This window comes from Shewanella sp. A22 (genome assembly GCF_053850585.1).
Map to the genome: position 1 here is coordinate 1 of NZ_JBSQBN010000061.1, position 26,656 is coordinate 26,656.

At 42.1% G+C, this 26,656-nt stretch carries 22 protein-coding genes and 2 tRNA genes; 17 read left to right on the forward strand and 7 right to left on the reverse strand.

All coding sequences use genetic code 11. The features are described from left to right. Positions 1–47: 47 nt before the first annotated feature. The 7 genes from ACWXWT_RS12160 (at position 48) to ACWXWT_RS12190 (ending at position 7,060) form a co-directional block, all read left to right on the forward strand. Positions 48–123 (forward strand) — tRNA-Glu (locus tag ACWXWT_RS12160). Between the two features lie 36 nt (positions 124–159). Continuing rightward, positions 160–235 (forward strand) — tRNA-Ala (locus tag ACWXWT_RS12165). Between the two features lie 411 nt (positions 236–646). Beyond that, complete coding sequence (locus tag ACWXWT_RS12170) at positions 647–1,666, forward strand: TRAP transporter substrate-binding protein (RefSeq protein ID WP_456041845.1); 1,020 nt, start codon at positions 647–649, stop codon at positions 1,664–1,666. A gap of 69 nt (positions 1,667–1,735) precedes the next feature. After that, entirely contained in the window at positions 1,736–2,395 is a 660-nt protein-coding gene (locus ACWXWT_RS12175) for a TRAP transporter small permease (RefSeq protein WP_456041846.1), read from the forward strand. After that, complete coding sequence (locus tag ACWXWT_RS12180) at positions 2,395–3,792, forward strand: TRAP transporter large permease (protein ID WP_456041847.1); 1,398 nt, start codon at positions 2,395–2,397, stop codon at positions 3,790–3,792. The genes ACWXWT_RS12175 and ACWXWT_RS12180 overlap by 1 nt, the downstream gene beginning before the upstream one ends. Before the next feature lie 95 nt (positions 3,793–3,887). Beyond that, positions 3,888–5,684: a sensor histidine kinase gene (locus tag ACWXWT_RS12185; RefSeq protein WP_456041848.1), complete on the forward strand. Its 1,797-nt coding sequence runs from the start codon at positions 3,888–3,890 to the stop codon at positions 5,682–5,684. Positions 5,685–5,686: 2 nt separating this feature from the next. Then, positions 5,687–7,060 carry a sigma-54-dependent transcriptional regulator gene (locus tag ACWXWT_RS12190; RefSeq protein ID WP_456041849.1) on the forward strand — a complete coding sequence of 458 codons (1,374 nt, stop codon included), beginning with the start codon at positions 5,687–5,689 and terminating at the stop codon, positions 7,058–7,060. Here the strand turns inward: ACWXWT_RS12190 and ACWXWT_RS12195 are convergent. From ACWXWT_RS12195 to tesB, 3 genes are all read right to left on the reverse strand, one after another. Then, the gene (locus tag ACWXWT_RS12195; protein WP_456041850.1) at positions 7,057–8,292 is read right to left on the reverse strand and encodes an MFS transporter; all 1,236 of its coding nucleotides are present in this window, start codon (positions 8,290–8,292) and stop codon (positions 7,057–7,059) included. The two genes, ACWXWT_RS12190 and ACWXWT_RS12195, sit on opposite strands and share 4 nt — an antisense overlap. A gap of 103 nt (positions 8,293–8,395) precedes the next feature. Continuing rightward, positions 8,396–8,797, reverse strand: coding sequence for a YbaY family lipoprotein (locus tag ACWXWT_RS12200; RefSeq protein ID WP_456041851.1), 402 nt, complete (start codon positions 8,795–8,797; stop codon positions 8,396–8,398). A gap of 8 nt (positions 8,798–8,805) precedes the next feature. Then, a complete protein-coding gene (gene tesB / locus ACWXWT_RS12205) occupies positions 8,806–9,666 on the reverse strand; it encodes an acyl-CoA thioesterase II (RefSeq protein WP_456041852.1) in 861 nt (286 codons plus the stop codon). Positions 9,667–9,873: 207 nt separating this feature from the next. On the opposite strand from tesB, the gene ACWXWT_RS12210 reads away from it, so the two are divergent. Further along, a complete protein-coding gene (locus ACWXWT_RS12210) occupies positions 9,874–10,767 on the forward strand; it encodes a 1,4-dihydroxy-2-naphthoate polyprenyltransferase (RefSeq protein WP_456041853.1) in 894 nt (297 codons plus the stop codon). 78 nt (positions 10,768–10,845) lie between these two features. Here ACWXWT_RS12210 and gndA read toward each other — a convergent pair whose 3' ends face one another. Then, a complete protein-coding gene (gene gndA / locus ACWXWT_RS12215; RefSeq protein ID WP_456041854.1) occupies positions 10,846–12,375 on the reverse strand; it encodes an NADP-dependent phosphogluconate dehydrogenase in 1,530 nt (509 codons plus the stop codon). A 252-nt stretch (positions 12,376–12,627) separates the two neighbouring features. Then, positions 12,628–14,544: a propionyl-CoA synthetase gene (locus ACWXWT_RS12220; RefSeq protein WP_456041855.1), complete on the reverse strand. Its 1,917-nt coding sequence runs from the start codon at positions 14,542–14,544 to the stop codon at positions 12,628–12,630. Positions 14,545–14,861: 317 nt separating this feature from the next. On the opposite strand from ACWXWT_RS12220, the gene ACWXWT_RS12225 reads away from it, so the two are divergent. From ACWXWT_RS12225 to ACWXWT_RS12260, 8 genes are all read left to right on the forward strand, one after another. Next, positions 14,862–15,272: a MerR family transcriptional regulator gene (locus ACWXWT_RS12225; protein WP_456041865.1), complete on the forward strand. Its 411-nt coding sequence runs from the start codon at positions 14,862–14,864 to the stop codon at positions 15,270–15,272. 143 nt (positions 15,273–15,415) lie between these two features. Further along, a complete protein-coding gene (locus tag ACWXWT_RS12230) occupies positions 15,416–16,585 on the forward strand; it encodes an isovaleryl-CoA dehydrogenase (protein WP_456041856.1) in 1,170 nt (389 codons plus the stop codon). 88 nt (positions 16,586–16,673) lie between these two features. Further along, positions 16,674–18,281, forward strand: a complete 1,608-nt coding sequence (locus tag ACWXWT_RS12235; protein ID WP_456041857.1) for a carboxyl transferase domain-containing protein — start codon at positions 16,674–16,676, stop codon at positions 18,279–18,281. Positions 18,282–18,319: 38 nt separating this feature from the next. Continuing rightward, the gene (locus ACWXWT_RS12240; RefSeq protein WP_456041858.1) at positions 18,320–19,132 is read left to right on the forward strand and encodes an enoyl-CoA hydratase-related protein; all 813 of its coding nucleotides are present in this window, start codon (positions 18,320–18,322) and stop codon (positions 19,130–19,132) included. Between the two features lie 2 nt (positions 19,133–19,134). Further along, entirely contained in the window at positions 19,135–21,165 is a 2,031-nt protein-coding gene (locus ACWXWT_RS12245) for an acetyl/propionyl/methylcrotonyl-CoA carboxylase subunit alpha (RefSeq protein ID WP_456041859.1), read from the forward strand. Next, on the forward strand, positions 21,166–22,056 hold the full coding sequence (locus tag ACWXWT_RS12250; RefSeq protein WP_456041860.1) for a hydroxymethylglutaryl-CoA lyase: 891 nt from the start codon (positions 21,166–21,168) through the stop codon (positions 22,054–22,056). Positions 22,057–22,124: 68 nt separating this feature from the next. Further along, positions 22,125–22,829: a CoA transferase subunit A gene (locus ACWXWT_RS12255; protein WP_137221863.1), complete on the forward strand. Its 705-nt coding sequence runs from the start codon at positions 22,125–22,127 to the stop codon at positions 22,827–22,829. A 13-nt stretch (positions 22,830–22,842) separates the two neighbouring features. Further along, complete coding sequence (locus tag ACWXWT_RS12260; protein ID WP_456041861.1) at positions 22,843–23,499, forward strand: 3-oxoacid CoA-transferase subunit B; 657 nt, start codon at positions 22,843–22,845, stop codon at positions 23,497–23,499. Positions 23,500–23,853: 354 nt separating this feature from the next. Here ACWXWT_RS12260 and ACWXWT_RS12265 read toward each other — a convergent pair whose 3' ends face one another. After that, positions 23,854–24,711 carry a universal stress protein gene (locus ACWXWT_RS12265; RefSeq protein ID WP_456041862.1) on the reverse strand — a complete coding sequence of 286 codons (858 nt, stop codon included), beginning with the start codon at positions 24,709–24,711 and terminating at the stop codon, positions 23,854–23,856. A gap of 238 nt (positions 24,712–24,949) precedes the next feature. On the opposite strand from ACWXWT_RS12265, the gene ACWXWT_RS12270 reads away from it, so the two are divergent. Further along, the gene (locus ACWXWT_RS12270) at positions 24,950–26,143 is read left to right on the forward strand and encodes a cation:proton antiporter (protein WP_456041863.1); all 1,194 of its coding nucleotides are present in this window, start codon (positions 24,950–24,952) and stop codon (positions 26,141–26,143) included. A 16-nt stretch (positions 26,144–26,159) separates the two neighbouring features. On the opposite strand, the gene ACWXWT_RS12275 is transcribed toward ACWXWT_RS12270, so the two are convergent. Next, on the reverse strand, positions 26,160–26,528 hold the full coding sequence (locus tag ACWXWT_RS12275; RefSeq protein ID WP_456041864.1) for a TlpA family protein disulfide reductase: 369 nt from the start codon (positions 26,526–26,528) through the stop codon (positions 26,160–26,162). Positions 26,529–26,656: the final 128 nt, after the last annotated feature.

Genomic DNA, 26,656 nt, shown 5'->3' on the forward strand with positions numbered 1-26,656 from the left:
GACATTAGTGAGTATTCACTCGATACAGAGTATAACGTATCAACTGTGTCCCATTCGTCTAGAGGCCTAGGACACCGCCCTTTCACGGCGGTAACAGGGGTTCGAATCCCCTATGGGATACCATATTATTCAAATTTTAGTTATATCTGGCTAGAATTTGGGGCTATAGCTCAGCTGGGAGAGCGCTTCGCTGGCAGTGAAGAGGTCCACGGTTCGATCCCGTGTAGCTCCACCAATTATTTGGTACTAATACAACATTATTTGTATTGTAAATAAAAACCACCTTAGGGTGGTTTTTTGTTATATGTTTAGTGATGACTTAATTTCACTTATATCTATTCTTTTTATATCCCCAGTTAAAGATCAACATACAAACCTAAACGAGATCTTTCTACCACCACAACAAAATGTGTGACATCCCACCCACCCGCCAATTATTTATGTGTGACTATCCACACATAAATTCGTTAAACCATCATCAAATAAAATAAAAAACAATTAATTTCAATTGGTTACAAACAGTTAACATTGTGGTCTGATGCTTGCTATGTTTTATATATCCTCATAATGCGTTTATGGCGAACTTGTTCTGGAGCAAGTCACCACGTGAGGAAAATATAACACTAAAAAAAGGAAGCTAAACCTCATGAAAAAGTCTACAAGTACCTTTACACAACCATTTAAATCTATTGCAAAATTTGCAACTATCGCTTCAATCTTAGCAGCGAGTTTTAATGTATTTGCTGAACCGGTAGAAATTAAGTTCTCACATGTAGTAGCAGAGAACACGCCTAAAGGGCAAATGGCATTAAAGTTTAAAGAATTAATTGAACAACGTTTACCTGGTGAGTACGTCGTAAATGTATTTCCTAACTCACAGTTATTTGGGGATAACAACGAGCTAGCTGCGTTATTGTTAAATGATGTTCAGTTTGTAGCACCTTCATTGTCTAAATTTGAACGTTACACTAAAAAATTACAAATTTTTGATTTACCCTTCTTGTTCGAAGATATGGCTGCAGTGGATAGATTTCAGCAATCTAAATCTGGCCAAAAATTATTAAACTCAATGAACCGTAAGGGGATTGTTGGTTTAGGTTATTTACATAATGGTATGAAGCAATTCTCAGCGAATGAACCATTGGCATTACCTAAAGATGCTGACGGTAAAAAATTCCGTATCATGGCGTCAGATGTCATAGCTGCACAGTTTGATGCTGTTGGTGCAATTCCCGTTAAAAAGCCTTTTTCTGAGGTATTTACATTACTGCAGACTCGCGCAATTGATGGTCAAGAAAATACTTGGTCAAATATCTATTCAAAGAAATTTTATGAAGTGCAAAGTCACATCACTGAAAGTAATCATGGCGTCCTAGATTACATGGTTGTAACGTCAAATACCTTCTGGAAAGCTCTTCCTACGGATAAACGTAACATCTTTAAATCATCACTTGATGAAGCAATCGCACTGGGTAACAAGATTGCTGCTGAAAAAGATAATAAAGACAAGCAAACCATTATCGATTCTCAGCGCTCTGAGTTAGTAACATTAACCCCTGCAGCACGTAAGCAATGGGTGAATGCAATGAAACCTGTTTGGACTAAATTTGAAGACCAAATTGGTAAAGACATGATTGATGCAGCACAAGCGGCAAATACTAAATAGTCCCAATAATCCTTAATGTGGTACTGCTTCCTTTGTAATATCAGTACCACTCTTTCTCATTCAAGGAGTATGACCGTGATGTCCAGACTATTTGGTTATTTTGAAGAAGGCTTTCTCAATCTTTTGATCACATTGATGACTTTGTTGGTTTTTGGTGAAGTTATTGCACGTTTCTTTTTTAATACAGGTTTTTTATGGATCCAAGAACTTACCCTCACGCTATGTGGCTGGTTCGTTCTTTTTGGTATGTCATATGGTGTAAAAGTAGGGGCACATATCGGTGTTGATGCCTTTGTTTCAAAATTGTCAGGCAAGCCTCAAAAAGCAGTCGCTGTCTTTGCATGCTTATGTTGCTTGGTTTACTGCGGAATTTTTTTAAAAGGATCGTGGGACTACCTCAGTCAAATGTATCAAATTGGAATCCCGATGGAAGATATTGATTTTCCAGCTTGGTTTATTCATCAACTTGATCCTGACTTTGCTTGGGAGACTTTACGTATTGACGTAGAAGATGGGGCAATACCAATCTGGTTATCTCAAAGTATTATAATAATCGGTTTCTCTATGCTCACTTGGCGTTTTATTGAATTATTTATCGCTATCTTAAAGAACCAAGCTGTTGGCTTTCAGCTCGCCAATGAAGCTAAAGACAGCATGCATTTAATTGATGAGGCCGCGCTACCCACATCATCAGAACAACAAGAAAAAAATGATAAGGACGCGAAATAATGACTATAGCAACGCTATTTATCGCTCTGTTTATTTGTATGATGATCGGTATGCCTATTGCCATTGCTTTAGGATTTTCAAGCATACTAACTATTCTATTGTTTTCAAATGACTCACTAGCCTCAATTGTGCTAAAGCTTTATGAATCAACCTCTGAACACTACACTTTATTAGCCATTCCATTTTTTATTTTATCATCCGCATTTTTATCTACTGGTGGTGTTGCAAGGCGAATTATTGACTTTGCAATGGACAGCGTAGGTCATATCCGCGGAGGCCTTGCCATGGCATCGGTGATGGCATGTATGCTATTTGCGGCGGTGTCGGGATCTTCACCAGCAACAGTTGCAGCTATTGGCTCAATTGTCATTGTAGGTATGGTGCGAGCGGGTTATCCTGAAAAATTTGCTGCTGGTGTTATTACCACTTCAGGTACTTTAGGGATTTTAATTCCGCCTTCAATTGTGATGCTGGTTTATGCTGCAGCAACAGAGGTGTCGGCAGCAAGAATGTTTATGGCAGGCTTAATTCCAGGATTAATGATGGGCTTTATTTTAATGCTCGCTATTTACATTGTTGCCCGTATAAAAAAACTTCCTTCACGCCCTTTCCCAGGGGTAAAAGCCCTAGCCTTATCTAGTGCTAAAGCCTTTGGAGGTTTAGCATTAATCTTTATTGTATTAGGTGCCATTTATGGTGGGGTCGCGAGCCCAACCGAAGCAGCAGCTGTGGCCTGTGTTTACGCTTATTTTATTTCTGTATTTGGTTATCGCGATATTGGACCTCTCAAAAATGTTGCTTGGCGAAATCAACAAGAATCTCTAGTGTCAGCGTCATTGCGCAACCTTGGGCACATGATGATCGCGGCCATTAAAACACCTACCGATAAAGAAATTCGTAATGTGGTGCGTGATGGTGCGAAAGTTAGCATTATGCTACTGTTCATTATTGCCAATGCTATGTTATTCGCACATGTTCTGACAACTGAACGTATCCCACACATTATTGCCGAAACCATTGTCGGATTTGGGTTACCTGCTTGGGGCTTCTTGATAATTGTTAACTTACTCCTACTTGCTGCCGGTAACTTTATGGAACCATCGGCCATTTTATTAATTATGGCCCCCATTCTGTTTCCAATCGCGACTCAGCTAGGTATTGATCCAATCCATTTAGGTATCATTATGGTGGTTAACATGGAAATAGGTATGCTCACACCGCCTGTAGGGCTCAATCTCTTTGTCACAGCAGGGATAACCGGAAAAAGCATGGGATGGGTTATCCAATCGTGCCTACCTTGGCTAATATTATTACTCGGTTTTTTAATGTTGATTACCTATATTCCACAAATTTCACTGTTTTTACCGGAATACATAGATAAATTAAACGGCTACTAATTGTAATAATTAGCGTATTATAAACGAGTCTTAATTAAGGCTCGTTTTAATTTATGCTAATCACTATGCCAACATAATAGCCATTGAGAATATGTATGCCTTCATTTTTTAGTATTAAAAAGCGCAATATTTTCATGAGTATTGTACTCATTATCGGTTTATTACTTACGCTTAAAGTTACCTATTGGTATTTATTGGAACAAGGTACAAAGAGCATTGCTAAACAGTCTGAAAAACAAATCAATGAACTGGTAATTTTTATTGATAATGCACTTTCACACTATGAAAATATTCCTGCGGTACTCGCACAAAACCCAATATTAGAACAAGGCTTACTCGATCAACAAAACCCCCAGACGATTAATAAACTCAATGCATACTTGTCAGAATTACAGCTGGTTACTGAATCATCTGATGTTTACCTAACAGATGCATTAGGTATAGCAATTGCCGCTAGCAATTGGCAAAAGAAAAACTCCTTTATTAATCAAGATTATTCATTTAGGCCTTATTTTATCGATGCAATTTCAGGTAAATCTGGACGATATTATGCCGTAGGCACATCATCGAATAAGCGCGGATTTTACTTTGCGAATCCGGTATACCACAAAGGCGTGGTATTAGGTGTTGTGGTTGTAAAAGTGGATATTAGTCTAATTGAACAACAAAGTAGTGGTATTGCTATCGCGAGTCAGTATGAGTTTATGATCAGTGACCCTGACAATATAGTCTTTCTTTCGAGCATAAATAGTTGGCGGTTTAATTCATTAACGCCACTGACACAAGCTAAACGGTTTGCTTTAAACTCCTCCAAACGCTATGCCAATAGGCCAATAGGAGAGCTCAGTTTAACCCCAAGATTTATCCTTGGTGAAGCTAACTCTACTCAGGTATATCAAATTTCATCATTTGAAGGCCAAGCAAAATACCTTGAACGCCACCAATTGATGCCGAACGCTAATTGGAACGTTCATATATTTGCACCAATGGAGCCATTATACGCGTCACTACCACCAGTCATGTTATTGGCTGCCACACTGTATTTATTGTTAACCTTGTTCATATTATACAATATCGAACGTCGTAAAAACTTGCATCGAATGCGTCAATCACAAAATCAATTAGAACAAAGGGTAAAAGAACGCACCTTAGCATTAGAGCAAACCAATACCCAACTTAAAGACACGCAAGATGAATTAATCCAAGCAGCTAAATTGACCGTCATAGGCAGTCTCTCTGCCAGTATTAACCATGAACTTAATCAGCCTTTAGCTGCGTTAAGAAGCTACGCTCAAAATACTCAAACATTCATTAATCGTAATATGATTGAAGATGCGAACAGTAATATTAAGATCATGATACAACTAACTGATAGACTAGCCGATATTATTGGTCAATTTAAAAGCTTTACTCGTAAATCTCAGGGTAAAGACTATGCTACCGAAGTAAATCAATCTATTGAGCAATCGCTTACCATAGTTCAGCCTGAGATGCTCAAACAAGGTATTAAGTTGTCATTAAAACTAGTCGAGGGTAAATGCCAAATATGGGGCGACAGCGTCAGACTACAACAAGTGCTAGTTAACTTAATAAGCAATGCGATTGTAGCCATGCAACAATCCACTGAACGCCTACTGCAAATTGAAGTCTATTGTGACGAAAAAGTTAATATAAGTATCCAAGACAGCGGACCAGGTGTGAGAGAAAGCCAAATGAATAAAATTTTCGAACCCTATTACACCACCAGCGAACGCCAAGGCTTAGGGTTAGGTTTATCGATATCACAACGAATTATCGAATCAATGCAAGGCTCAATCACTGTTGAAAACGCACAACAAGGCGGCGCTATTTTTCATATCGTGCTGCCGCTTTATTTACGTGAGGAAGTGTAAACGTGACCCAAATACAAAACATCAACGACTATCAAATCATTATTGTTGATGACGAGCCACATATCGGCATCGTGTTACAGCAATTATTTAAACTCGAAAATATCACAGCATTGGCTATTACTGACCCACACACCATTATTCGTCACATTACTCCCAATTGGCCAGGAATAATCATTTCAGATGTAAATATGCCCCAATTAGATGGATTAAGTTTACTGCAACAACTTAAGCTACAAGATAATGACCTCCCTATTGTGTTACTCACTGGATTTGGTGATATTGCCATGGCAGTCGATGCGTTAAAAAAAGGCGCTTACGACTTTATTGAAAAACCGTTTAATAACGAACACATTCTTGATGTCGCTAAACGAGCACTCGATAAGCGATCGCTTACTCTAGAAAATCGCAAATTAAAACGTGAGCTTGAGTCCCACATAGCGCCAGGTCCAAGGATCCTCGGTAATAGCCCCAGCGTAATGAAAATGCGCCACCTTATAGACCAAGTACTCGACACACCTACAGACATCATGATCGAAGGCGAAACCGGTGCAGGTAAAGAGCTGGTCGCACGATATTTACATGATCATAGCTACCGTAACAAGGCCAATTTTGTCGCGATTAACTGTGGTGCAATCCCAGAAAACCTAATTGAAAGCGAACTATTTGGCGCCGAATCAGGAGCATTTACCGGTATTGATAAACGCCGAATTGGTAAATTTGAGTATGCAAATGGTGGCACATTACTCCTCGATGAAATAGAAAGTACCCCCATGGCACTGCAAGTTAAATTGCTCCGAGTACTAGAAGATCGCAAAGTAGAACGATTAGGATCTAATACCCCAATAGATTTGGACATACGAGTTATTGCCGCAACAAAATTGAATTTACAGCAACTGTGTGAAGAAGGGACATTTAGACAAGATTTATTGTATCGTCTTAATCTCGTTACTATTGTGATCCCTCCATTACGAGATCGTCGAGAAGACATTCCACTACTATTTTTGCACTTTGCTCGCATTGCATCGGCACGCTACCACAAAGCATTAATTGCATTAACGCCAGAACAAACCATGGTACTCACATCACATGACTGGCCGGGCAACGTTCGTGAACTGCGTAACTTGGCGGAACGTTATGTGTTATTGGGCGCAGAAGCGGCTTTTGCTGGCAACCTAGACAGTCACACCACAATGTATACCAGTATGTCGTTACAACAACGAGTAGAGTTTTTTGAGCGAATGTTGATAGAAGAAGCCTTAAGCCACAATAAAGGCAGCATCAAATTAACCATGGAACAGCTCGAATTACCCCGTAAAACCTTGTACGACAAAATGCGCAAGTTTGACCTAGACCGCAAACAATTTATCGAAAGTTAGTCTGGCGAAGATACATCAACAAGCCGTTGTTGATGTATCCCCAAACGCCAAATAGCCACGAATAACAACACCAAAAGACTCATTGAACCTATAACGACACCATTCCATTCAGCTTTATGCCAAAATAGCATTAAATAGGGCCCACCTAGGGATGCGCCAAGGTAATAACAACATAAATATAATGATGTCGCTTTGGCACGATGACTGGTAGCTCGAATCGCTACAAAGGAATTACAACAACTGTGCGTTAAGAAAAAACCACAAGCACTAATCAAAAAACCCACCACAATCGCGGTCAAGGTATCAACCAAGGTCAATAATGTGCCTGTCACCATTAAACATAATGCCACCCGAAATAATGGCATAGAGCCATAGCGTACAATCCACTTTGCCGATAGATATGATGCAAAGGTGCCACTTGAATAACATAAAAATATCAAGGTTGCATTAAAACGACTCAAACCATAAGGCTCAGCCATAATATGCAACTGAATAAAACTAAACTGATTGACCATCATCATAAAGGCTAAACCGCCTATGATATAAGCTAAGCGCATTTGTGAGTCAGAAAGGTGAAACATAAAGCCATTAATATCTTGCTTAACCTTGTGCAGTAAAGACATTTTTTGCTTAATCACATTAGGCTTAATTTCTTTACGCGGTAATAAATACGTGACCAATGCCACACCAATTAACGTGACCACGAACACTAAGCCCATAGACGATCGCCAAGACAGATTCTGTGCCATTAAGCCACCAAATATCCGCCCAGAAATCCCCCCCATACTATTAGCCATAATATAGACAGCTGCGGCTTTTAGCATAAAATTAGGCGCCAATTGTTCTTTAAAATACGCCATCGAAATAGCTGGAACAGCAGCTAACAAAATGCCTTGCAGTAAACGTACCCACACTAAATCGTCAAATGTTTGAGCAAATATTAATAAAATATTAGATGCTGCGAGTAACCATAAACTGACAACAATAGGGACTAATCGACCCACTCTGTCAGATAATACCGCATAAAAAAGTAATGAAAACGCTAAGGTAAAACTGGTTACGGATAACACCAAAGTCGCTTGTGCACCCGACACATCAAAATGCTCGGCAATAGATGGCAACATGCCTTGCACAGTGTACAAATTAATATAAATCACTACAGAAGCAATGCACAAAGCCCAAATCAAACGAGTTTGTGCATGCGAACGATAAGTCGGCATTATGTCTGTCATAAACAACCTAAACAACACATTAGGATAGGAAACAGATTATTACCCGACGAATAAATAGATCAATGGCGGGCATAAGAGTTTGTGAGCTACATTGTTATAGCGCTTATTTAACGCGTTTCATCAACACATCAGTGGTATATTTTCCGTTATTGATCACACGAAACTTATCATAGGTCTGAAAAATAACATTACCTTGGTACGTGATCATCGCCACTACACCATAATCAACGCTGCGACTAATGAGCTCAGCAGGTAACGTAAATTTAAATGGGACGGGAGCTCTAGCTACATCAAAGTTTTTCTGAGAAATAATCGCCCCCGGTGTATTAAAATCGATCAGCGCAATGTTAATTTTACAACCTTGAGGTAAAGCTATTTTTTCCGAATAACCCGCATAACCATTAACAATAATAGGTTTCTCTGGCCCGACGGTAACACAGCCGTTCAGCATTGTGGCAATCAAAGCGACAAGCAATAATTGTATTCCGTTTTTAAGCATTGTCATGTTTGTCCCTACTTGCTCATTCTAAGCAAACCTTCCTGTGTTGCAGAAGCAACGAGTCGCCCTTGTTGATCAAAAAACTGGCCTTTAACAAATCCTCGTCCACCACCGGCATTAGGGCTATCAATACAGTACAGTAGCCACTCCCCCATATTAAACGGACGATGAAACCACATAGCATGATCAATTGTCGCCATTCTCATACCCGGTGTAGGAAAAGACACCCCATGAGGCTGTGCAGCTGTAACCAAAAAATTAAAGTCGGATGCGTATGCCAAAAGATACTCTTGAATACTATGATCACTTGGAACCACACCATTAGCACGCAACCAAACATAACGTTTTGGTTCATTTGTACCAGGTGCAATTGGATGCAGTGGATTAACAAGGCGCATTTCAATTGGCGAGTCTGCCATAAATTTTTCTAGCATTTTCTCAGGTACTTTATCACGCATCGTCATTGCAAGTTCTTGCTGATTAAGTAATCCTTCAGGGCCGGGTACATTAGGCATTGGGTCTTGATGATTAAAACCTTCTTCGACAGTTTGGAACGAACAGGTCATGTAAAAAATCGGTCGACCTTTTTGAATAGCCTTCACTCTACGAGCACTAAAGCTACCACCATCACGCATATTCTCTACATCATAAATTATCGGTAACTTTTCATCACCTGCGCGTAAAAAGTATGAATGTAAAGAATGTACATGCCGGTCTTCGCTAACCGTCTGTTTTGCTGCACTTAATGCTTGACCCATTACTTGCCCACCAAAAACATGTCCAAAGCCTAAGTCTTGGCTTTGACCACGAAACAGGCCATGTTCAATTCTTTCAAGTGACAATAATGACAATAAATCATTTAATACCTGACTCATAATACCTTCTTCACAACATTAATTAACAATAAGATTACCTTAGTTAAGCTGATGTTTTCTAGCTTATTCTATACTAACTGCTGATTTTCCTTGATCCCCCGACAAATCGTAAAATAGTGATACAACGCAAATATTCATATCGGCAAGCTAATTGAATTTTTGTTATGCTATTAGATATGACTAATCAACACTGCGTCTCACAATATTATGCAACCTAGCTTAATGCAATCATGGTTTATAGCTATTCGCCCACGAACACTGCCAGCGGCAATCGGCCCACTATTAATTGGCAATATGCTCGCCATTGGGCTAGAACAATTTAACTTACTCATTGCCTTTACTTCAATGCTATGTGCCATATTGTTACAAATATCGGTTAACCTCGCCAACGACTATTTTGACTTTAAAAATGGCATTGATACTGAAGAACGTATAGGCCCAGTTAGAGTTACTCAAAGTGGTATTCTTGCCCCCTTACTGGTACGTAATGCCATGATAGGTTGCCTATTGACGGCATTGTTAGTCGGTTCATTGTTAATCGTTCACGGTGGATGGCCCATTGCCATTCTCGCTGTAGCCTCTATTCTAGGAGCCTTATGTTACAGTGGAGGTCCATATCCACTAGCCTCGCATGGGTTAGGCGAAATCGCGGCCTTCGTCTTTTTTGGTTTAGTGGCTGTTGTCGGCAGTTATTACCTTCAAGCAGGAACAACAAACCTCACCGCGTGGTTATTGGGTTGCGCCATTGGCTTCTTTAATGCAGCGATTATGTTGGTTAATAATACCCGCGATATTTTTACTGACACCAAAGCAGGAAAAAATACACTGGCAGTACGTATTGGAGAGTCACAAGCTAAAGTCTTGTACCAAAGTTTTATTTACATGCCTTTTGGGATCATCATAGCTGGTTTTTTGCTAGGTTCGCTCGATGGATTACCAGTATTACTATCGGGTGTTTCGTTAATCATTGCACGCAACCTCAGCCGTGAATTTCACAATAACTCAGGTGAAGCATTAAACCCAATACTTGGACAAACAGCCAAACTTACAATGATTTTCAGTCTGCTATTTAGCATTGGGTTATATTTCTCACTAACCTAACTTATTTTTATACCCATTCCATAGCAATAAATAGGCGCCTCATTTTTTAGATGAGACGCCTTTTAAATCTTAGTAAACCTACACCTTAGACAAAGTGCGTTGCTTAGCACTCCAATCTAAATGGTATTTCTCACCAAGAGGCTTATCTGTACGCTCAAAAGTGTGCGAACCAAAAAAGTCACGCTGGCCTTGTAACAAGTTAGCCGGCAACGTTTCACTGCGGTAACTGTCGTAATAGGCAATAGCTGAACTAATACAAGGAGCCGGAATACCTTGCATCACCGAGGCTGCTACTGTTTTACGCCAGCGAAGGTGTTTCTGCGACAACGTTTTGCTAAATGTATCAGCCATTAATAAGCTTTCTAGGTTTGCATCTTCTTGATAAGCCTGAGTAATCGATTGCAAAAACGTAGCACGAATAATACAACCCGCACGCCAAATTTTAGCAATTTCGGCAAAATCTAACGTCCAGTGCTGTTCTTTAGCTGTCATAGCCATCAGCTGAAAACCCTGAGCATAACAACATACTTTGGCGCAATATAATGCATCTTCAAGATTAGCAATAAACTCAGCTTTGTCGGCATCATTCAATGAAACTTGTGCAGGGCCCGCTAGTTTTGAACTTAACTGCTTGCGCAAGTTTTTCTGAGTACTGACTGCCCGAGCATATACGGCTTCAGCAATCGTTGGGGCAGGACAACCGATTTGTAAGCTGCTCACAGCCGTCCACAAACCCGTTCCTTTTTGGCCAGCTTTATCCAAAATCATTTCAACCAATGGTTTGCCCGTTAGTGGATCTGCTTGCTGTAAGACTTCTGCACTGATTTCCATAAGGTAACTGTTAAGAATACCTTTATTCCAGTCGCTAAAAATGCCGCTAATATCGTGTGCGGACATACCTAAGCCATCGCTAAGTAAATGGTATGCTTCACAGATAAGTTGCATATCCGCATATTCAATACCATTGTGAACCATTTTAACATAATGACCAGAGCCGGCAGGACCAATATAAGCTGTGCAAGGCTCACCTTCAGTAACAGGATTACCAGGCTCAAAGCGCTCAATGGGTAACCCGGTTTGTGGATCAACTTTTGCCGCAATCGCATTCCAAATAGGCTCAACATAACGCCATGCGCTTTCATGACCACTAGGCATTAATGACGGACCAAAGCGGGCACCAACCTCCCCTCCTGACACCGCGGAACTAAAAAATACAAATTGATTTTTATAACGGGTTTCACGCTCAACAGTATCAGTCCATAAGCTATTACCGGTATCAATAACAATATCGTCAACTTCAATACCCGCTTCAATTAGCGATTTACAAACACCATCAACTGGCGCCCCAGCAGGAACAGATAAGACAATAACGCGAGGTTTAGCAAGATTGGAGAGCATTTCTGTAAGATTATTACATAGCTGCATGCGCGGTTTTATTCCCGCTTTACGCTCAGTTTCTTCTTGAGTCACTGCAGCATTAACTTTGAGTGTATCGAGGTCAAAAACAGCAACATGATAGCCGTTATCCGCGATATTTAGTGCAAGGTTCTTGCCCATCACACCAAGGCCTATAACGCCGACGTGAGATTGTTGGGTGTGGTTATTCATTAGTGTATTTTCCACAGGTCACAGAGATTAATCGCGTAGTGCGAATCCATTTGGGTGGCAATTATAGCGATTCTTGTAACTAAATTACCAGTCACAAAACACGGAAACGCTGTTTTTTACAATACGTTTCCAATCTATACACCAGAACAAAACATAAACACACAATAGATAAAACCATAAAAGTCTGAGCCTTTATGGTTTCGGTTACAAATCAACGCATCAAATGCTACGGTTAATGATTAAAGAGTAACATCATGTTAATTCGGTAGTGAGTGCATTAGCATAACCCATTCTGGTCAAGACATTACGGACAATATCCAAGGTTTGTGGGTCTTCAATCGTTGCTGGCATTGTGTACTCTTGATTGTCAGCAATTTTACGCATTGTGGCACGTAATATTTTTCCAGAGCGAGTTTTAGGCAGTTTTTGTACTGCACTCACCAACCTAAATGAAGCAACAGGGCCAATTTCATGACGCACTAACGCAAGTAACTCTTTGTAAAGCACTTCATCTGACAAAGTAACACCGTTTTTAAGCACCACTAACCCAAGAGGAACTTGGCCTTTTAATTTATCTTGTACACCAATGACAGCTGCTTCTGCGACCGCCTCATGTTGACATAAAACCTCTTCAAATCGACCGGTTGATAAACGGTGTCCAGCCACATTTATAATATCGTCAATCCGGCTCATAATGTATAAATAGCCATCCTCATCGACGTAACCCGCATCTCCGGTTAAGTAATAACCGGGATACATAGACAAGTAACTGTCAATATAGCGTTTATCATTTTGCCATAGTGTCGTTAGCGTACCTGGTGGCAAGGGCTGTTTAATCACCACATTACCACTTTCATTCGTGGCCACTTGTTCACCCATGGCATCTAAAATTTCGACTTGATAACCAGGCACAGCACGTGCTGGCGATCCTGCTTTAATTTCAATGGGATCCGTTCCCATCAAATTTGCCGCCACAGGCCAACCGGTTTCAGTTTGCCACCAGTGATCGACCACAGGTTTACCTAAATGTCGCTGACTCCAGTTTAGGGTTTCAGGATCGCAACGTTCACCCGCTAAATACATTTGCTTAAGACAAGATAAATCAAATTGTTTGATAAAGTCGCCTTCAGGGTCTTCTCGTTTAATAGCACGAACAGCTGTTGGCGCGGTAAAAAAGCTCCTCACTTGTTTTTGTTCAATAATACGCCAAAAAGCACCAGCATCAGGAGTACCAATAGGCTTACCTTCATACATTATGGTGGTTGCGCCAACCAGTAATGGTCCATATACAATGTAAGAGTGCCCCACAACCCAACCCACATCGGATGCGGCCCAAAACACATCTCCCACACCAATGTCGTAAATGTGCTTCATCGACCACGCCAATGCCACTGCGTGGCCACCGTTATCACGCACGACACCTTTAGGTTGCCCTGTTGTACCTGAGGTATATAACACATACAAAGGATCGGTCGCATCTAACGGCACACAATCAACTTCAGGAGCGTCTACCAACGCACCATACCAGTCGAGATCTCTTGGTGAGTGTAATTGCGCTTGATATTCCGTTCGATTTAAAATAATGCAACGGTCAACTTGATGACTTACTTGAGATAATGCGTCATCAAGTAGAGGCTTATACGGTACAACACCAGAAGGCTCAATACCGCAAGAAGCGGATAAAATGAGTTTAGGTTTGGCATCATTAATACGGGTCGACAACTCGTTCGCCGCAAACCCACCGAATACCACTGAGTGGATAGCGCCAATTCGAGCACATGCCAGCATGGCATAGGCAGTTTCTGGTACCATTGGCATATAAATAACCACTCGGTCACCTTTTTCAACGCCTAGAGACACCATCAATCCAGCCAGTCGTTTTACTTGCGCCAATACAGATCGATAACTAATTGAATATTCATTGTGAGTCACAGGACTAATATAGTGAATCGCAGTTTGCTCTCCTCGACCAGCGAGAACATGTCGATCGACAGCATTAAAACACGTATTCATCTTGCCATCAGAAAACCAACGGTAAAAAGGCTTGTTACTATCATCCAATACCGTTTTAGGTGCTATGTCCCAGCTAATGGCTTTTGCAGCTTGTTGCCAAAACACTTCGGGCTCGGCTATCGATTGTGCGTGCATTGATAGTCCTAAATCAGCCATATTCCTCTCCGTTAATTAACTTGCATTACATTGATTATGAGCAGAATTCATCATATAGCCCTATTAGACAAAGGGATAACACATAACAAAAAAATAAAAAAACCTTATGTTTCAATCAAGTGTTTGACTTATAACAGCCCTACAATGTTAACGATAAAAAATAAAATATAACAAATAGTTAAGGTATAATAAGTGCTCTAGTGGCAAGCAAAATTAACAAAAAACAAATCGAATACAACCTGAAACCCCCTCAGCAAACTTTACCTTTACGTAAACTTCATATATCTTGCATCAAAAGAAACACTTTTGGTGACATGATGAGCACAATCCACAGCCCTCAATCAACATATTCAATTAGTGACTTATCAAAAGAATTTGATATCACCACCCGTAGCATTCGTTTTTACGAAGACCAAGGCTTAATAAAACCTAAACGCCGCGGACAAACTCGTATATACAGCCTAAAAGATAGAGTCCGCTTAAAGCTCATATTACGTGGTAAACGCCTTGGCTTTTCCTTAGCAGAAACTCGTCGTTTATTTGAGCTTTACGATGCAGATAAAAGCAGCTCAACTCAACTACAAACTATGCTTGATTTAGTAAATGAAAAGAAATCGGCGCTGCAACAACAAATGGACGATATTAAAGTTGTGTTAATGGAACTTAATTCAGCCGAACAACAATGTAAGGCTGCTTTAGTAGACAACACGGCAAAGAAAACTAAATAACCAGCTGAAAACATAACACCCATAATAATAACTGGCTGACTCAATTCAGCTAAAGAGTTACCCACTGCCAAAAACGCAACCATAAAGCGTTGGCAGCACATTTATTGCCAGACGATAATAAAAATTCAACAGGACACAAGCAAATGAGCGACTTATATACCAGCCTAAACTTCGGTTTAGGTGAAGATGTAGATATGTTACGTGACGCAGTTCGTGGCTTTGCCGCCAATGAAATTGCCCCTATGGCTGCCCAAGTCGATATCGACAATGCGTTTCCAAACCAATTATGGCCAGTACTTGGCGATATGGGTTTATTAGGTGTCACCGTTGATGAGCAATATGGCGGCGCTAACATGAGTTACTTGGCTCACGTGGTGGCAATGGAAGAAATCTCCCGCGCATCAGCCTCTATTGGGTTAAGTTATGGTGCTCACTCAAACTTGTGTGTCAATCAAATTAACCGTAACGGTAATGACGCTCAAAAAGCTAAGTATTTACCTAAGCTAGTCAGTGGAGAGCACATTGGTGCCCTTGCCATGAGCGAGCCCAATGCTGGTTCTGATGTGGTTTCAATGAAACTGCATGCTCGCAAAGAAGGTGACCGCTACATCCTTAACGGCAATAAAATGTGGATCACCAACGGTCCTGATGCCCACACCTATGTTATTTACGCCAAAACCGACATCGAAAAAGGTGCACATGGCATTACTGCGTTTATCGTTGAACGTGGGTCTAAAGGTTTTACTCAAGCACAAAAACTCGACAAGTTAGGTATGCGCGGTTCGAACACTTGTGAATTGGTGTTTGAAGACTGTGAAGTGCCAGAAGAAAACATTTTAGGCGGCCTCAACAATGGCGTAAAAGTGCTAATGAGCGGCCTTGATTACGAACGAGTTGTGCTGTCTGGTGGTCCATTGGGCATTATGTCTGCTTGTATGGACATCGTGGTGCCTTACATTCATGAACGTGAACAATTTGGTAAGTCGATTGGTCAATTCCAACTAGTACAAGGCAAGTTAGCCGATATGTACACAGGTATGAACGCTGCACGCGCTTATGTTTACAGTGTGGCCAAGTCTTGTGACCGTGGTGAAACTACCCGTAAAGATGCCGCTGGCGCCATTTTATACAGTGCAGAGCTTGCCACTAAAATGGCTTTAGATGCTATTCAATTATTGGGCGGCAATGGCTATGTAAACGAATACGCAACAGGGCGTTTATTACGTGACGCCAAGCTTTACGAAATTGGTGCTGGCACCTCTGAAATTCGCCGCATGTTAATTGGTCGCGAATTGTTTAACGAGTCAAAGTAACCAGCATTCCAATACGAAGGCGGCATATCAAGCGTGTCGTGTCGCCTTAATCAAGCCCCCTATTTTTTGCTTCATTAAGGATATAGAAATGACGCAACTGAGCAGCCGTATCAATCCTCGCAGTGACGAATTTAAAGCCAAGTCAGACAGCATGGCGTTATTGGTCGATGATCTTCAACAAAAACTAAATAAAATCGAACAAGGTGGCGGCCCTGTCGCATTAGAACGCCATTTATCTCGTGGTAAATTATTGCCACGTCAGCGCGTTGAAAAGCTGCTCGACCCGGGTTCACCCTTCTTAGAAATATCGCAATTTGCCGCTTTTGAGGTCTATGACGAAGAAGTTCCAGCCGCTGGTGTCATTGCTGGTATCGGCCGCGTCAGTGGTGTTGAGTGCATGATTATCGCCAACGACGCCACCGTAAAAGGCGGCACTTACTACCCGATTACCGTTAAAAAGCATTTACGTGCCCAAGACATTGCCAGCCGTTGCCACTTACCGTGTATCTACTTAGTCGATTCAGGCGGCGCTAATTTACCTCGCCAAGATGAAGTATTTCCAGACCGCGATCATTTCGGCAGAATTTTCTACAACCAAGCGCAAATGTCAGCCAAAGGTATTCCACAAATTGCCGTAGTCATGGGCTTGTGTACCGCAGGCGGTGCTTATGTACCTGCCATGGCCGATGAGTCAATTATTGTCAAAGAACAAGGCACCATCTTTTTAGCCGGACCTCCATTAGTGAAAGCGGCGACGGGCGAAGAAGTCAGTGCAGAAGAGCTTGGCGGTGCAGAAGTTCACACTAAAATATCCGGTGTTGCCGATCATTTAGCACAAAATGATGACCACGCGCTTGAGCTTGCTCGCCGTGCAGTATTGCGTCTTAATCATCAAAAAGAAATCAAAAGCCTATTAAGCCCAGTCAAACCACCTAAGTTCGATATCCATGAATTGTACGGCATTGTCGGTACTGATCTTAAAAAGCCGTTTGATGTAAAAGAAGTCATTGCCCGTGTGGTTGATGACTCTGACTTTGACGAATTTAAAGCCAACTACGGTGCAACCTTAGTGTGTGGTTTTGCGCGTATTCACGGTTACCCTGTCGGTATTGTGGCCAATAACGGTATTTTATTTTCTGAGTCGGCGCAAAAAGGCGCTCACTTCATTGAACTGTGTTGCCAACGTAAAATTCCGCTGTTATTCCTGCAAAATATTACCGGCTTTATGGTGGGTAAAAAGTACGAACACGAAGGCATTGCTAAACATGGTGCCAAAATGGTAACCGCAGTATCTTGTGCCAATGTGCCTAAATTTACCGTGATTATCGGTGGCAGTTATGGCGCGGGTAACTACGGCATGTGTGGTCGCGCATTCGAGCCGACCATGATGTGGATGTGGCCTAACGCGCGTATTTCGGTAATGGGTGGCGAACAGGCTGCTGGCGTATTAGCCACAGTGCGCCGCGATGGTTTAGCCCGCAAAGGCGTTGAATGGTCGGCAGAAGATGAGCAAGCCTTCCGTAAACCCATTGTTGAGCAATACGAAAAAGAAGGTCATCCATATCATGCCAGTGCCCGACTTTGGGATGATGGCATCATTGATCCAGCGCAAACACGCGACGTGGTCGGCTTAGCCTTATCGGCAGCATTAAATGCTCCTATTGAAGACACCCGCTTTGGGGTGTTCCGCATGTAATTGTGCGGTTAATTCAGCTAATTAAGGAGTCATAAATAATGCTATCAAACCAATACAAATTCATTGAATGCAGTCTATACCAAGGCGTGGCAGAGCTCATTTTAAACCGAGTTGAAGTGCATAATGCCTTTGATGAGGTGATGATTAGCGAGATGATCCAGGCTATCGAACACTTTGCCAAAGACAGTCAATGCAATATGTTGATATTACGTGCTAATGGCAAAAATTTTAGTGCTGGCGCCGACCTCAATTGGATGCGCAAACAAGCACTGATGGACTTTGACCAAAACCTGACTGATGCCCACCAGCTTGCCAAGTTGATGCATGTGTTAGACAAGTTTCCAAAACCCACTATTGCCTTAGTACAAGGCGCAGCCTTTGGTGGTGCATTAGGGCTGATTTGCTGCTGCGATATTGCCATTGCCAACACTCGCGCCAGTTTTTGTTTAAGCGAAGTGAAGCTAGGGCTTATCCCTGCTGTGATAAGTCCGTATGTGATTCGAGCCATGGGTAATCGCCAATCACGCCGCTTTATGCTGACCGCTGAACGCTTTAGTGCTGACGTAGCCTTAACCCATCAAGTCATTCACGAAGTTAACGATGACTTAGATGCCGCTGCGGCACCTTTTATAACCGCATTTAATGCCAATAGCCCTCAGGGCATGGCATGGGTAAAAAATCTCGTATCGCATTTAGAAAACGGCGTGATAGACGACGCTACGCTCAATTTTACCAGCGAGCAAATTGCTCGTATTCGTGTATCAGATGAAGGTCAAGAAGGCCTTAATGCTTTCTTTGAAAAACGCACGCCTACATGGCAAGCCGCTAAATCTGAGCCACAAGGAGCCTAATAATGTTTACCAAATTACTGATCGCTAACCGTGGTGAAATTGCTTGCCGTATTATTAAAACGGCTCAAACCATGGGTGTTCGCACCATTGCCCTTTATTCCGATGCCGACAAAGATGCGCGCCATGTGGCCATGGCCGATGAATCGTTTTACCTAGGCGGCAGCGCACCAGCAGACTCATATCTAAAAGCTGATTTAATTATCGACATCGCCAAAAAATCGGGCGCAGAAGCCATTCACCCAGGTTACGGTTTTTTGTCTGAAAATGCCGAGTTTGCCCGTAAATGTGAGCAAAATGGTATCGCCTTTGTCGGACCGGGTAGCGATGCGATTGATGCCATGGGCAGCAAAAGTGCCGCCAAAGACATCATGTCAAAAGCCAATGTGCCCTTAGTGCCGGGTTATCATGGCGACGATCAAACGGATGCCACGTTAATAGCCGAAGCAAAAGCGGTTGGCTTCCCGTTACTGATTAAAGCAGCCTATGGTGGCGGTGGTAAAGGAATGCGCATCGTTGAAAACGACGGTGAAATTCTTGAAGCTATTAAATCCGCACGCCGTGAAGCCAGCTCGTCATTTGGCAATGACAAACTGTTAATGGAACGCTACCTACGTCAACCACGTCATGTTGAAGTGCAAGTGTTTGCCGACACTCAAGGCAACGCTATTTACTTATCTGATCGTGACTGCTCAATTCAACGTCGCCATCAAAAAGTGGTTGAAGAAGCACCAGCCCCCGGTTTGTCAGACGAACTACGAGCTCAAATGGGGAACGCCGCCGTTGCTGCCGCCAAAGCCATTGATTATGTTTGCGCGGGCACCGTTGAGTTTTTACTCGATACCGATAATAGCTTCTACTTCATGGAAATGAACACCCGTTTGCAAGTAGAGCATCCGGTTACCGAAATGGTGACAGGCCAAGACTTAGTAAAATGGCAGCTAGTTGTCACCAGTGGTGGTGAATTACCGCTACGCCAAGATGAAGTGCGTATTCATGGTCATTCATTTGAAGTGCGAATTTACGCTGAAGATCCGCAAAACGAATTTTTACCTGCCAGCGGTAAGCTCAATTTTTTACGTGAACCAGAACAAAATCGTCACGTGCGTATCGATTCTGGTATTCGTGAAAACGATGTCATCAGTAACTTTTATGACCCGATGATCGCCAAGCTGATTGTATGGGATGAGTCGCGCCCTCGCGCACTACAACGTTTAGTACACGCACTTGAGTCATACCAAATCAGTGGCCTTAAACATAACATCGAGTTTTTAGCCAACATTGCTGAACACCCAGCCTTTGCAGCGGCAGACTTCTGTACTGACTTTATTGAGCGTTATGGTGACACCTTAATTGGTGATGCGGCTATTGAAGCAGATACCGCGTTAGCACTAGCGGGACTTTTTCAAGTGCTGTCACGTAAACAAGCAGCAAAAGCGTTGGCCATAAACAGCGCAGATCCGTATTCACCTTGGGGCCTCGTGAGCGGTTTTAGACTCAACAGTTCAAGCGTGCACCATGTGTCGTTATTAACTGACGCATCAGCCGAAGTGCAACAACATGACTTGCTACTTACCGACACTGGCGAGCAATATCAATTGTGTTTGCACGACCAAGTGTTGACGTTAGCGGGTGAACTGAAAGCCGACTTACTCTTAGCTGAGATTAATGGCCACAAGAGCAAAATCCCTGTTAGCCATCAAGGTGATGACTTTACGTTATTTTTACCTTCTGGCAGTTATCACTTTAAAGCCATATTGGCTCAAGTGATTGAAGAAGTGGTTAACCATGCAGATAAGCTTAAAGCGCCCATGAATGGCACTGTTGTGACTCATTTAGTGGAAGTGGGCCAGCAAGTTAAAGCAGGCCAAGGTTTATTAGTGATGGAAGCCATGAAAATGGAATACACCATCGAGGCACCATTTGATGGCGTGGTGAGCGAGTTTTATTTCCAAAGCGGTGAGCTTGTCAGTGACGGCGCACAACTCTTAAATGTTGAACCATTAGCCTCTGAAGCTAACATCGAGGAAGCGTAAATGTTACCGACTAAAGTGAGCATTTTTGAAGTCGGCGCCCGTGACGGTTTACAAAACGAAGTGCCGGTGACCACTGCAGACAAACTCTCGCTCATCACCCAACTTGCCGATGCTGGTGTTAAACGTATTGAAGCGGGTAGCTTTGTGTCACCTAAGTGGGTGCCACAAATGGCCGATTCTGATGTCGTATTACAGCAACTAAAACGACAAGCTGGTGTGGTTTACAGTGCATTAACGCCTAACCTAAAAGGGTTTGAACTAGCCCTTGCTGCAGGTGCGGATGAAGTGGCTATTTTTGGCGCAGCATCTGAAAGCTTTAGTCAAAAAAATATTAATTGCTCAATCGATGAGTCAATCGAACGCTTTATTCCGTTAATGGAAGCCGCCAAACAACATGGGATTGCAGTACGTGGCTACGTGTCTTGTGTGCTGGGTTGTCCTTACGAAGGCGACATTGCAGTGAGTGAAGTCGCAAGGGTATCTGAGATCCTTTATCAAATGGGTTGTTACGAAATCTCATTAGGCGACACCATCGGTGTTGGCACTCCCAATAAAGCGCGGCAAATGGTTGAGGCTGTCGCCAAAGTGGTTCCTGTTGATAAGTTAGCTTTGCATTTTCACGACACATACGGCCAAGCGTTAGCCAACATACTTGCCTGCCTTGAAACCGGTGTCAGCGTGTTTGACGCCTCAGTTGCAGGTTTGGGGGGTTGCCCATACGCAAAAGGGGCATCGGGCAATCTCGCCACAGAAGATTTGGTGTATATGCTTCATGGCATGGGGATTGATACCGGTATTGACTTAACAAAGCTGGCATTAGCGGGCGACAACATTAGCCGCGTTTTGGGGCGCGCTAATGGGTCTAAAGTGGCAAATGCAATCAGAACATAATCACATATACTCACACTGGTTAGCAGAAAAAAACTCACCGTTGTGAACATAACAATAAGGACAACAAGATGGCAGGATTCAATAAAGTCGTCCACAGCTATGACGAAGCACTAGCAGGACTGAATGACAACATGACCATTATGGTCGGCGGATTTGGTTTGTGTGGTATCCCAGAAGGCTTAATTAACCACATGGTTAAATTGGGTGTAAAAGGCTTAACTGCCATTTCAAACAATGCTGGGGTTGATGATTTTGGTTTAGGCTTATTACTTAAACAACATCAAATTTCGACCATGATTGCCTCTTATGTTGGCGAAAATGCCACCTTTGAACAACAAATGTTGTCTGGTGAGCTTAATGTAATACTCACGCCACAAGGCACATTGGCTGAAAAAATTCGTGCTGGCGGCGCAGGCATTCCAGCATTTTTCACCGCTACAGGTTACGGCACCCCCATTGCTGACGGTAAAGAAACCCGCGAAATTAAAGGTCGTCACTACGTATTAGAAGAATCATTGACGGCAGACTTTGCTTTAGTTCGCGCCTGGAAAGCCGACACTATGGGTAATTTGGTGTTTCGTAAAACCGCCGCTAACTTCAATCCAATGATGGCTACCGCAGGTAAAATTACCGTGGTTGAAGCTGAAGAGATTGTTGAACCAGGCGAGCTCGACCCAGACCACATTCATACACCAGGTATCTATGTTGATCGCGTTATCAAAGCCAGCTTTGAAAAACGTATTGAACAACGTACCGTCAAAGCTGCGAAATAAGGGAGATAACACCATGGCACTGACCAGAGAACAACTCGCCCAGCGCGTAGCAAAAGAATTACAAGACGGTTTTTACGTAAACCTTGGTATTGGTATTCCAACCCTTGTGGCCAACTATATTCCACAAGGCATGCAAGTGATGCTGCAATCTGAAAACGGTTTACTCGGCATGGGCGAGTTTCCAACTGAAGAAACCATAGACGCCGATCTCATCAACGCTGGCAAACAAACAGTCACCGCAGTTGCTGGAGCGTCATTCTTTTCATCAGCAGAAAGCTTTGCGATGATCCGTGGCGGTCACGTAGATCTTACCGTACTAGGCGCATTTGAAGTGGATGTTAACGGCTCTATTGCCTCGTGGATGATCCCGGGCAAACTGATTAAAGGCATGGGCGGTGCAATGGATTTAGTCGCTGGTGCTGACAATATCATTGTCACCATGATGCATGCAGACAAACACGGTAATTCAAAATTATTATCAAAATGTGAACTGCCATTAACCGGTTATGGTTGCATTAAACGTGTAATGACAGATTTGGCCTTTATGGAAATTAAAGATGGCGCATTCCATCTTTTAGAGCGCGCACCTGGTGTATCTGTTAAAGAGATCGTCACAAAAACAGCTGGTAAGCTAGTGGTCCCTGAGCATGTGCCTGAAATGACTTTTTAGGATTTAATCATCACGCTCAATAAAGCCCGGTTTCCCCGCCGGGCTTTATATTATCTGCATATTAGGGTCTGTTGATCTTTGCTGGTTAAATTTTGTTCGAGATAAAAACGTTTTAATCGAGGCGAGCGGATTGCTGTCTAGCAATCTAAGCTACTTTTACTTAACGAAGAGTGACTCAACAAAGAGTAAAACGTTTTTAGCCGAACCCTTCGGGCAGCGTTTGTTGGTCATTTTTACTGCGTTATCGACTTTTTGTGTAGAATAACTACACCACAAAGTTTCTGCCTTGTACAAATGACCAACAATTCGCTACAAAAACAACCTTGAAAGATCAATAGGCCCTAATGAAAATGGTTATTCCTCTGCAGGGATCACCAATACATTACTGCGCATACGGCCTAAAATGGCTTCTGCAGTATTACCAATAATACGACCTAATAATCCTTGTCGCTGCCTTGCACCAATCACAAAATATTCACAATTTAGTCGACATGCTAGCTCGAATAAACACAATTCAGGCTCACCCGAGATAATGTGCATGCAATCAGGTTCTAAGCCTATATCTGCAATTTGTTGTTTATGTTCCGCGTAGGCTTTTTTAACTAAAGCGTTAATATCGAGCAAATCCATATCACGAATAATTTTAGGGATCCTTAACACATATGCGGCATGTAGTTGAGTGCCGGTTGCTTTAGCAATCTCTTTACCATTGGCGATAACGGCTGCATTGAGGCGTTTTTTGGTTGGGTTTTTAGTGTCTAAATCTAGAGAAATAAGGGTTTTCCCGCCTTTATGGAGCGGATTGTTTGTGAGTAATAATAATGGGATTTTAGTATTGCGTATTAATTGCCAATCTGTAGGTAAATAATGGTCGGCATGATGAACAGCCTTGACCATAAGATCAAAACTATGGCGGGCAGAATGATGACACGCATGTTCAAATAGATACTTACTCCATATCACATGTAATGGCACATCTTCAGCATCAAGGGAGCCCAATTGGGCTAACAGTTGACTTTCCCGTTGCTCCATTAGCTTTTTTTGCGCAATACCAGCAAGCCTAGGCTGGTAATTATCTGCACCACCTAAATAGGCATAAGTGTAAGCAAAGACCTCCGCTCGCTTATTCAACTGCTTTGCTAATGTTAATCCAATAGCAACAGCATCAGTATGCGCTTGTTCCATTTGAGCGATAACAAACATTTTGTTCATTTAAATCTCCTTATATCAACCAATTTATTTTAATATTTTCTAATATAACAAGTATATGCTTCCCAAAATACCTTAAATGAAACTGTTTTTTAAACTCACAAAACGTGAACCAACAACTATCTTTAGCTTAGCGAATAGCGTAAATTTGTGCTCAAGTATCAGAGCAAAAATTGATCAGAATCAACTTTACTAGAACTGCAAAAATTTATTATATATTGCCCAATTTAGAGGGACATAGATGGCAATAGACAGTTTTTTAATGTCACTTTTTCTCATACTCATTGTTGGCAGAATGTTGGGAGAGCTGAGTGATCGACTAGGATTCCCAAGCGTAGTAGGAGAAGTGACTGCGGGAATTTTAATTGGTCCGTCATTACTCAATTGGGTTACCCCACATAGTACCTTGGCCATCATCGCTGAGCTTGGTGTTATCTTGCTGCTGTTTGATATCGGCTGCGAAACGTCCATAAAACGTCTTGCTCATTCAGGGCCTAAAGCAATTAGAGTCGCACTACTCGGCATTATTATTCCGCTAATAACAACCGGATTAGCGAGTTTATATTGGCTTTCAATTCCTCCTTTTACCGCATTATTTTTTGGCTGTGCGTTGACAGCCACCAGCATTGGTATTTCGATGCGAGTATTAACCTTAAATAAGCAAACCCAAAGTGTTGCTGGACATATTATTCTTGGTGCTGCGGTTATCGACGATATCATTGGAGTCATTTTACTAAGTGTATTATTTAATTTTGCTTCATCTGGAGAATTAGATATTGGCTCAACATTGCTGTTATTTTTGATGATTGCCGCCTTTATTATTCTCAGTCCACCACTAGTTAGAACGCTTATTTACTTAACTCGTTGGATGCACCTCAAGGCCAGCATTCCTGGTTACGAAGTGATGGTTGTGATGGCATTAATTTGCTTATTTGGTTGGTTAGCACACTGGTTTGGCACACCTGCTATTTTAGGTGGATTTGCGGTTGGAATGGGCTTATCGCGCCAATTTACCTCGCCGTTTAATCAATATTTAAAAAACCCTTTTACCTATACCCACAAATTGGAAGAATCAGCCAAACCATTAGTTCAATTATTCAGCCCTATATTTTTCGTTTATGTTGGTATTAGCCTAGATATAAGCCAACTAGATATGAGCTTCACAGGTTTAATCCTTCTTGTTTGGTTAACATTAATCGCCGTTGCAAGTAAGTTTTTTGCAGGATTAACAGCCAGTTCAAACTGGCAAGAAAAATGTATCGTTGGTTCAGCAATGGTGCCTAGGGGAGAAGTCGGGTTAGTATTTGCTGAAATGGGTCGTCAACTCGGTGTCATCGAGGCAAAAGAGTTTGCTATATTGGTTATGGTCATTGCGCTAACAACACTATTCGGGCCACTTATTTTAAAATTCACTCTAAACAGAACACAGCAGTAAACCTACACCATTTCGGTTATTTCAGTATAAATTGCACCGCTTTTTCTAAATTAGGATCATCTGGGTCAGAGGTATTAGTTACCCACGCAATATGACCACTACGGCCGATGAAAACGGTTGTAGGTGTTCCTCTAACATCATAAAGTTTCGCAACATCATCCCCCTTTATCAGCGTCTCCATCTTTACACCCCGCGCTAACAAGCTTTGCCTAGGGGCCGCGTTAGCATCTTCATTAAAGCTAATGTCTATCATTTTTAAGTCTGTATTTTGATACTTAAGTCGCAGCTTTTCTAAACCAGGCTGAAGCTTTTTACAGTATGGGCACCAAGTCGCCCAAAAGTGCAAAATGACTGGCTTACCAGCAAAGTCATGTAACGTGAACAACTTATACCAATCCTATTAAATATGTGATCTTTCAGCGGGAGTTCAAAGTGCTGTAGGCAAGGCAGATGATTGAAGCGAATAGTGATCCTCGGTAACAAGCTCCTGCGTTACTCTACCTCCAGTATCTG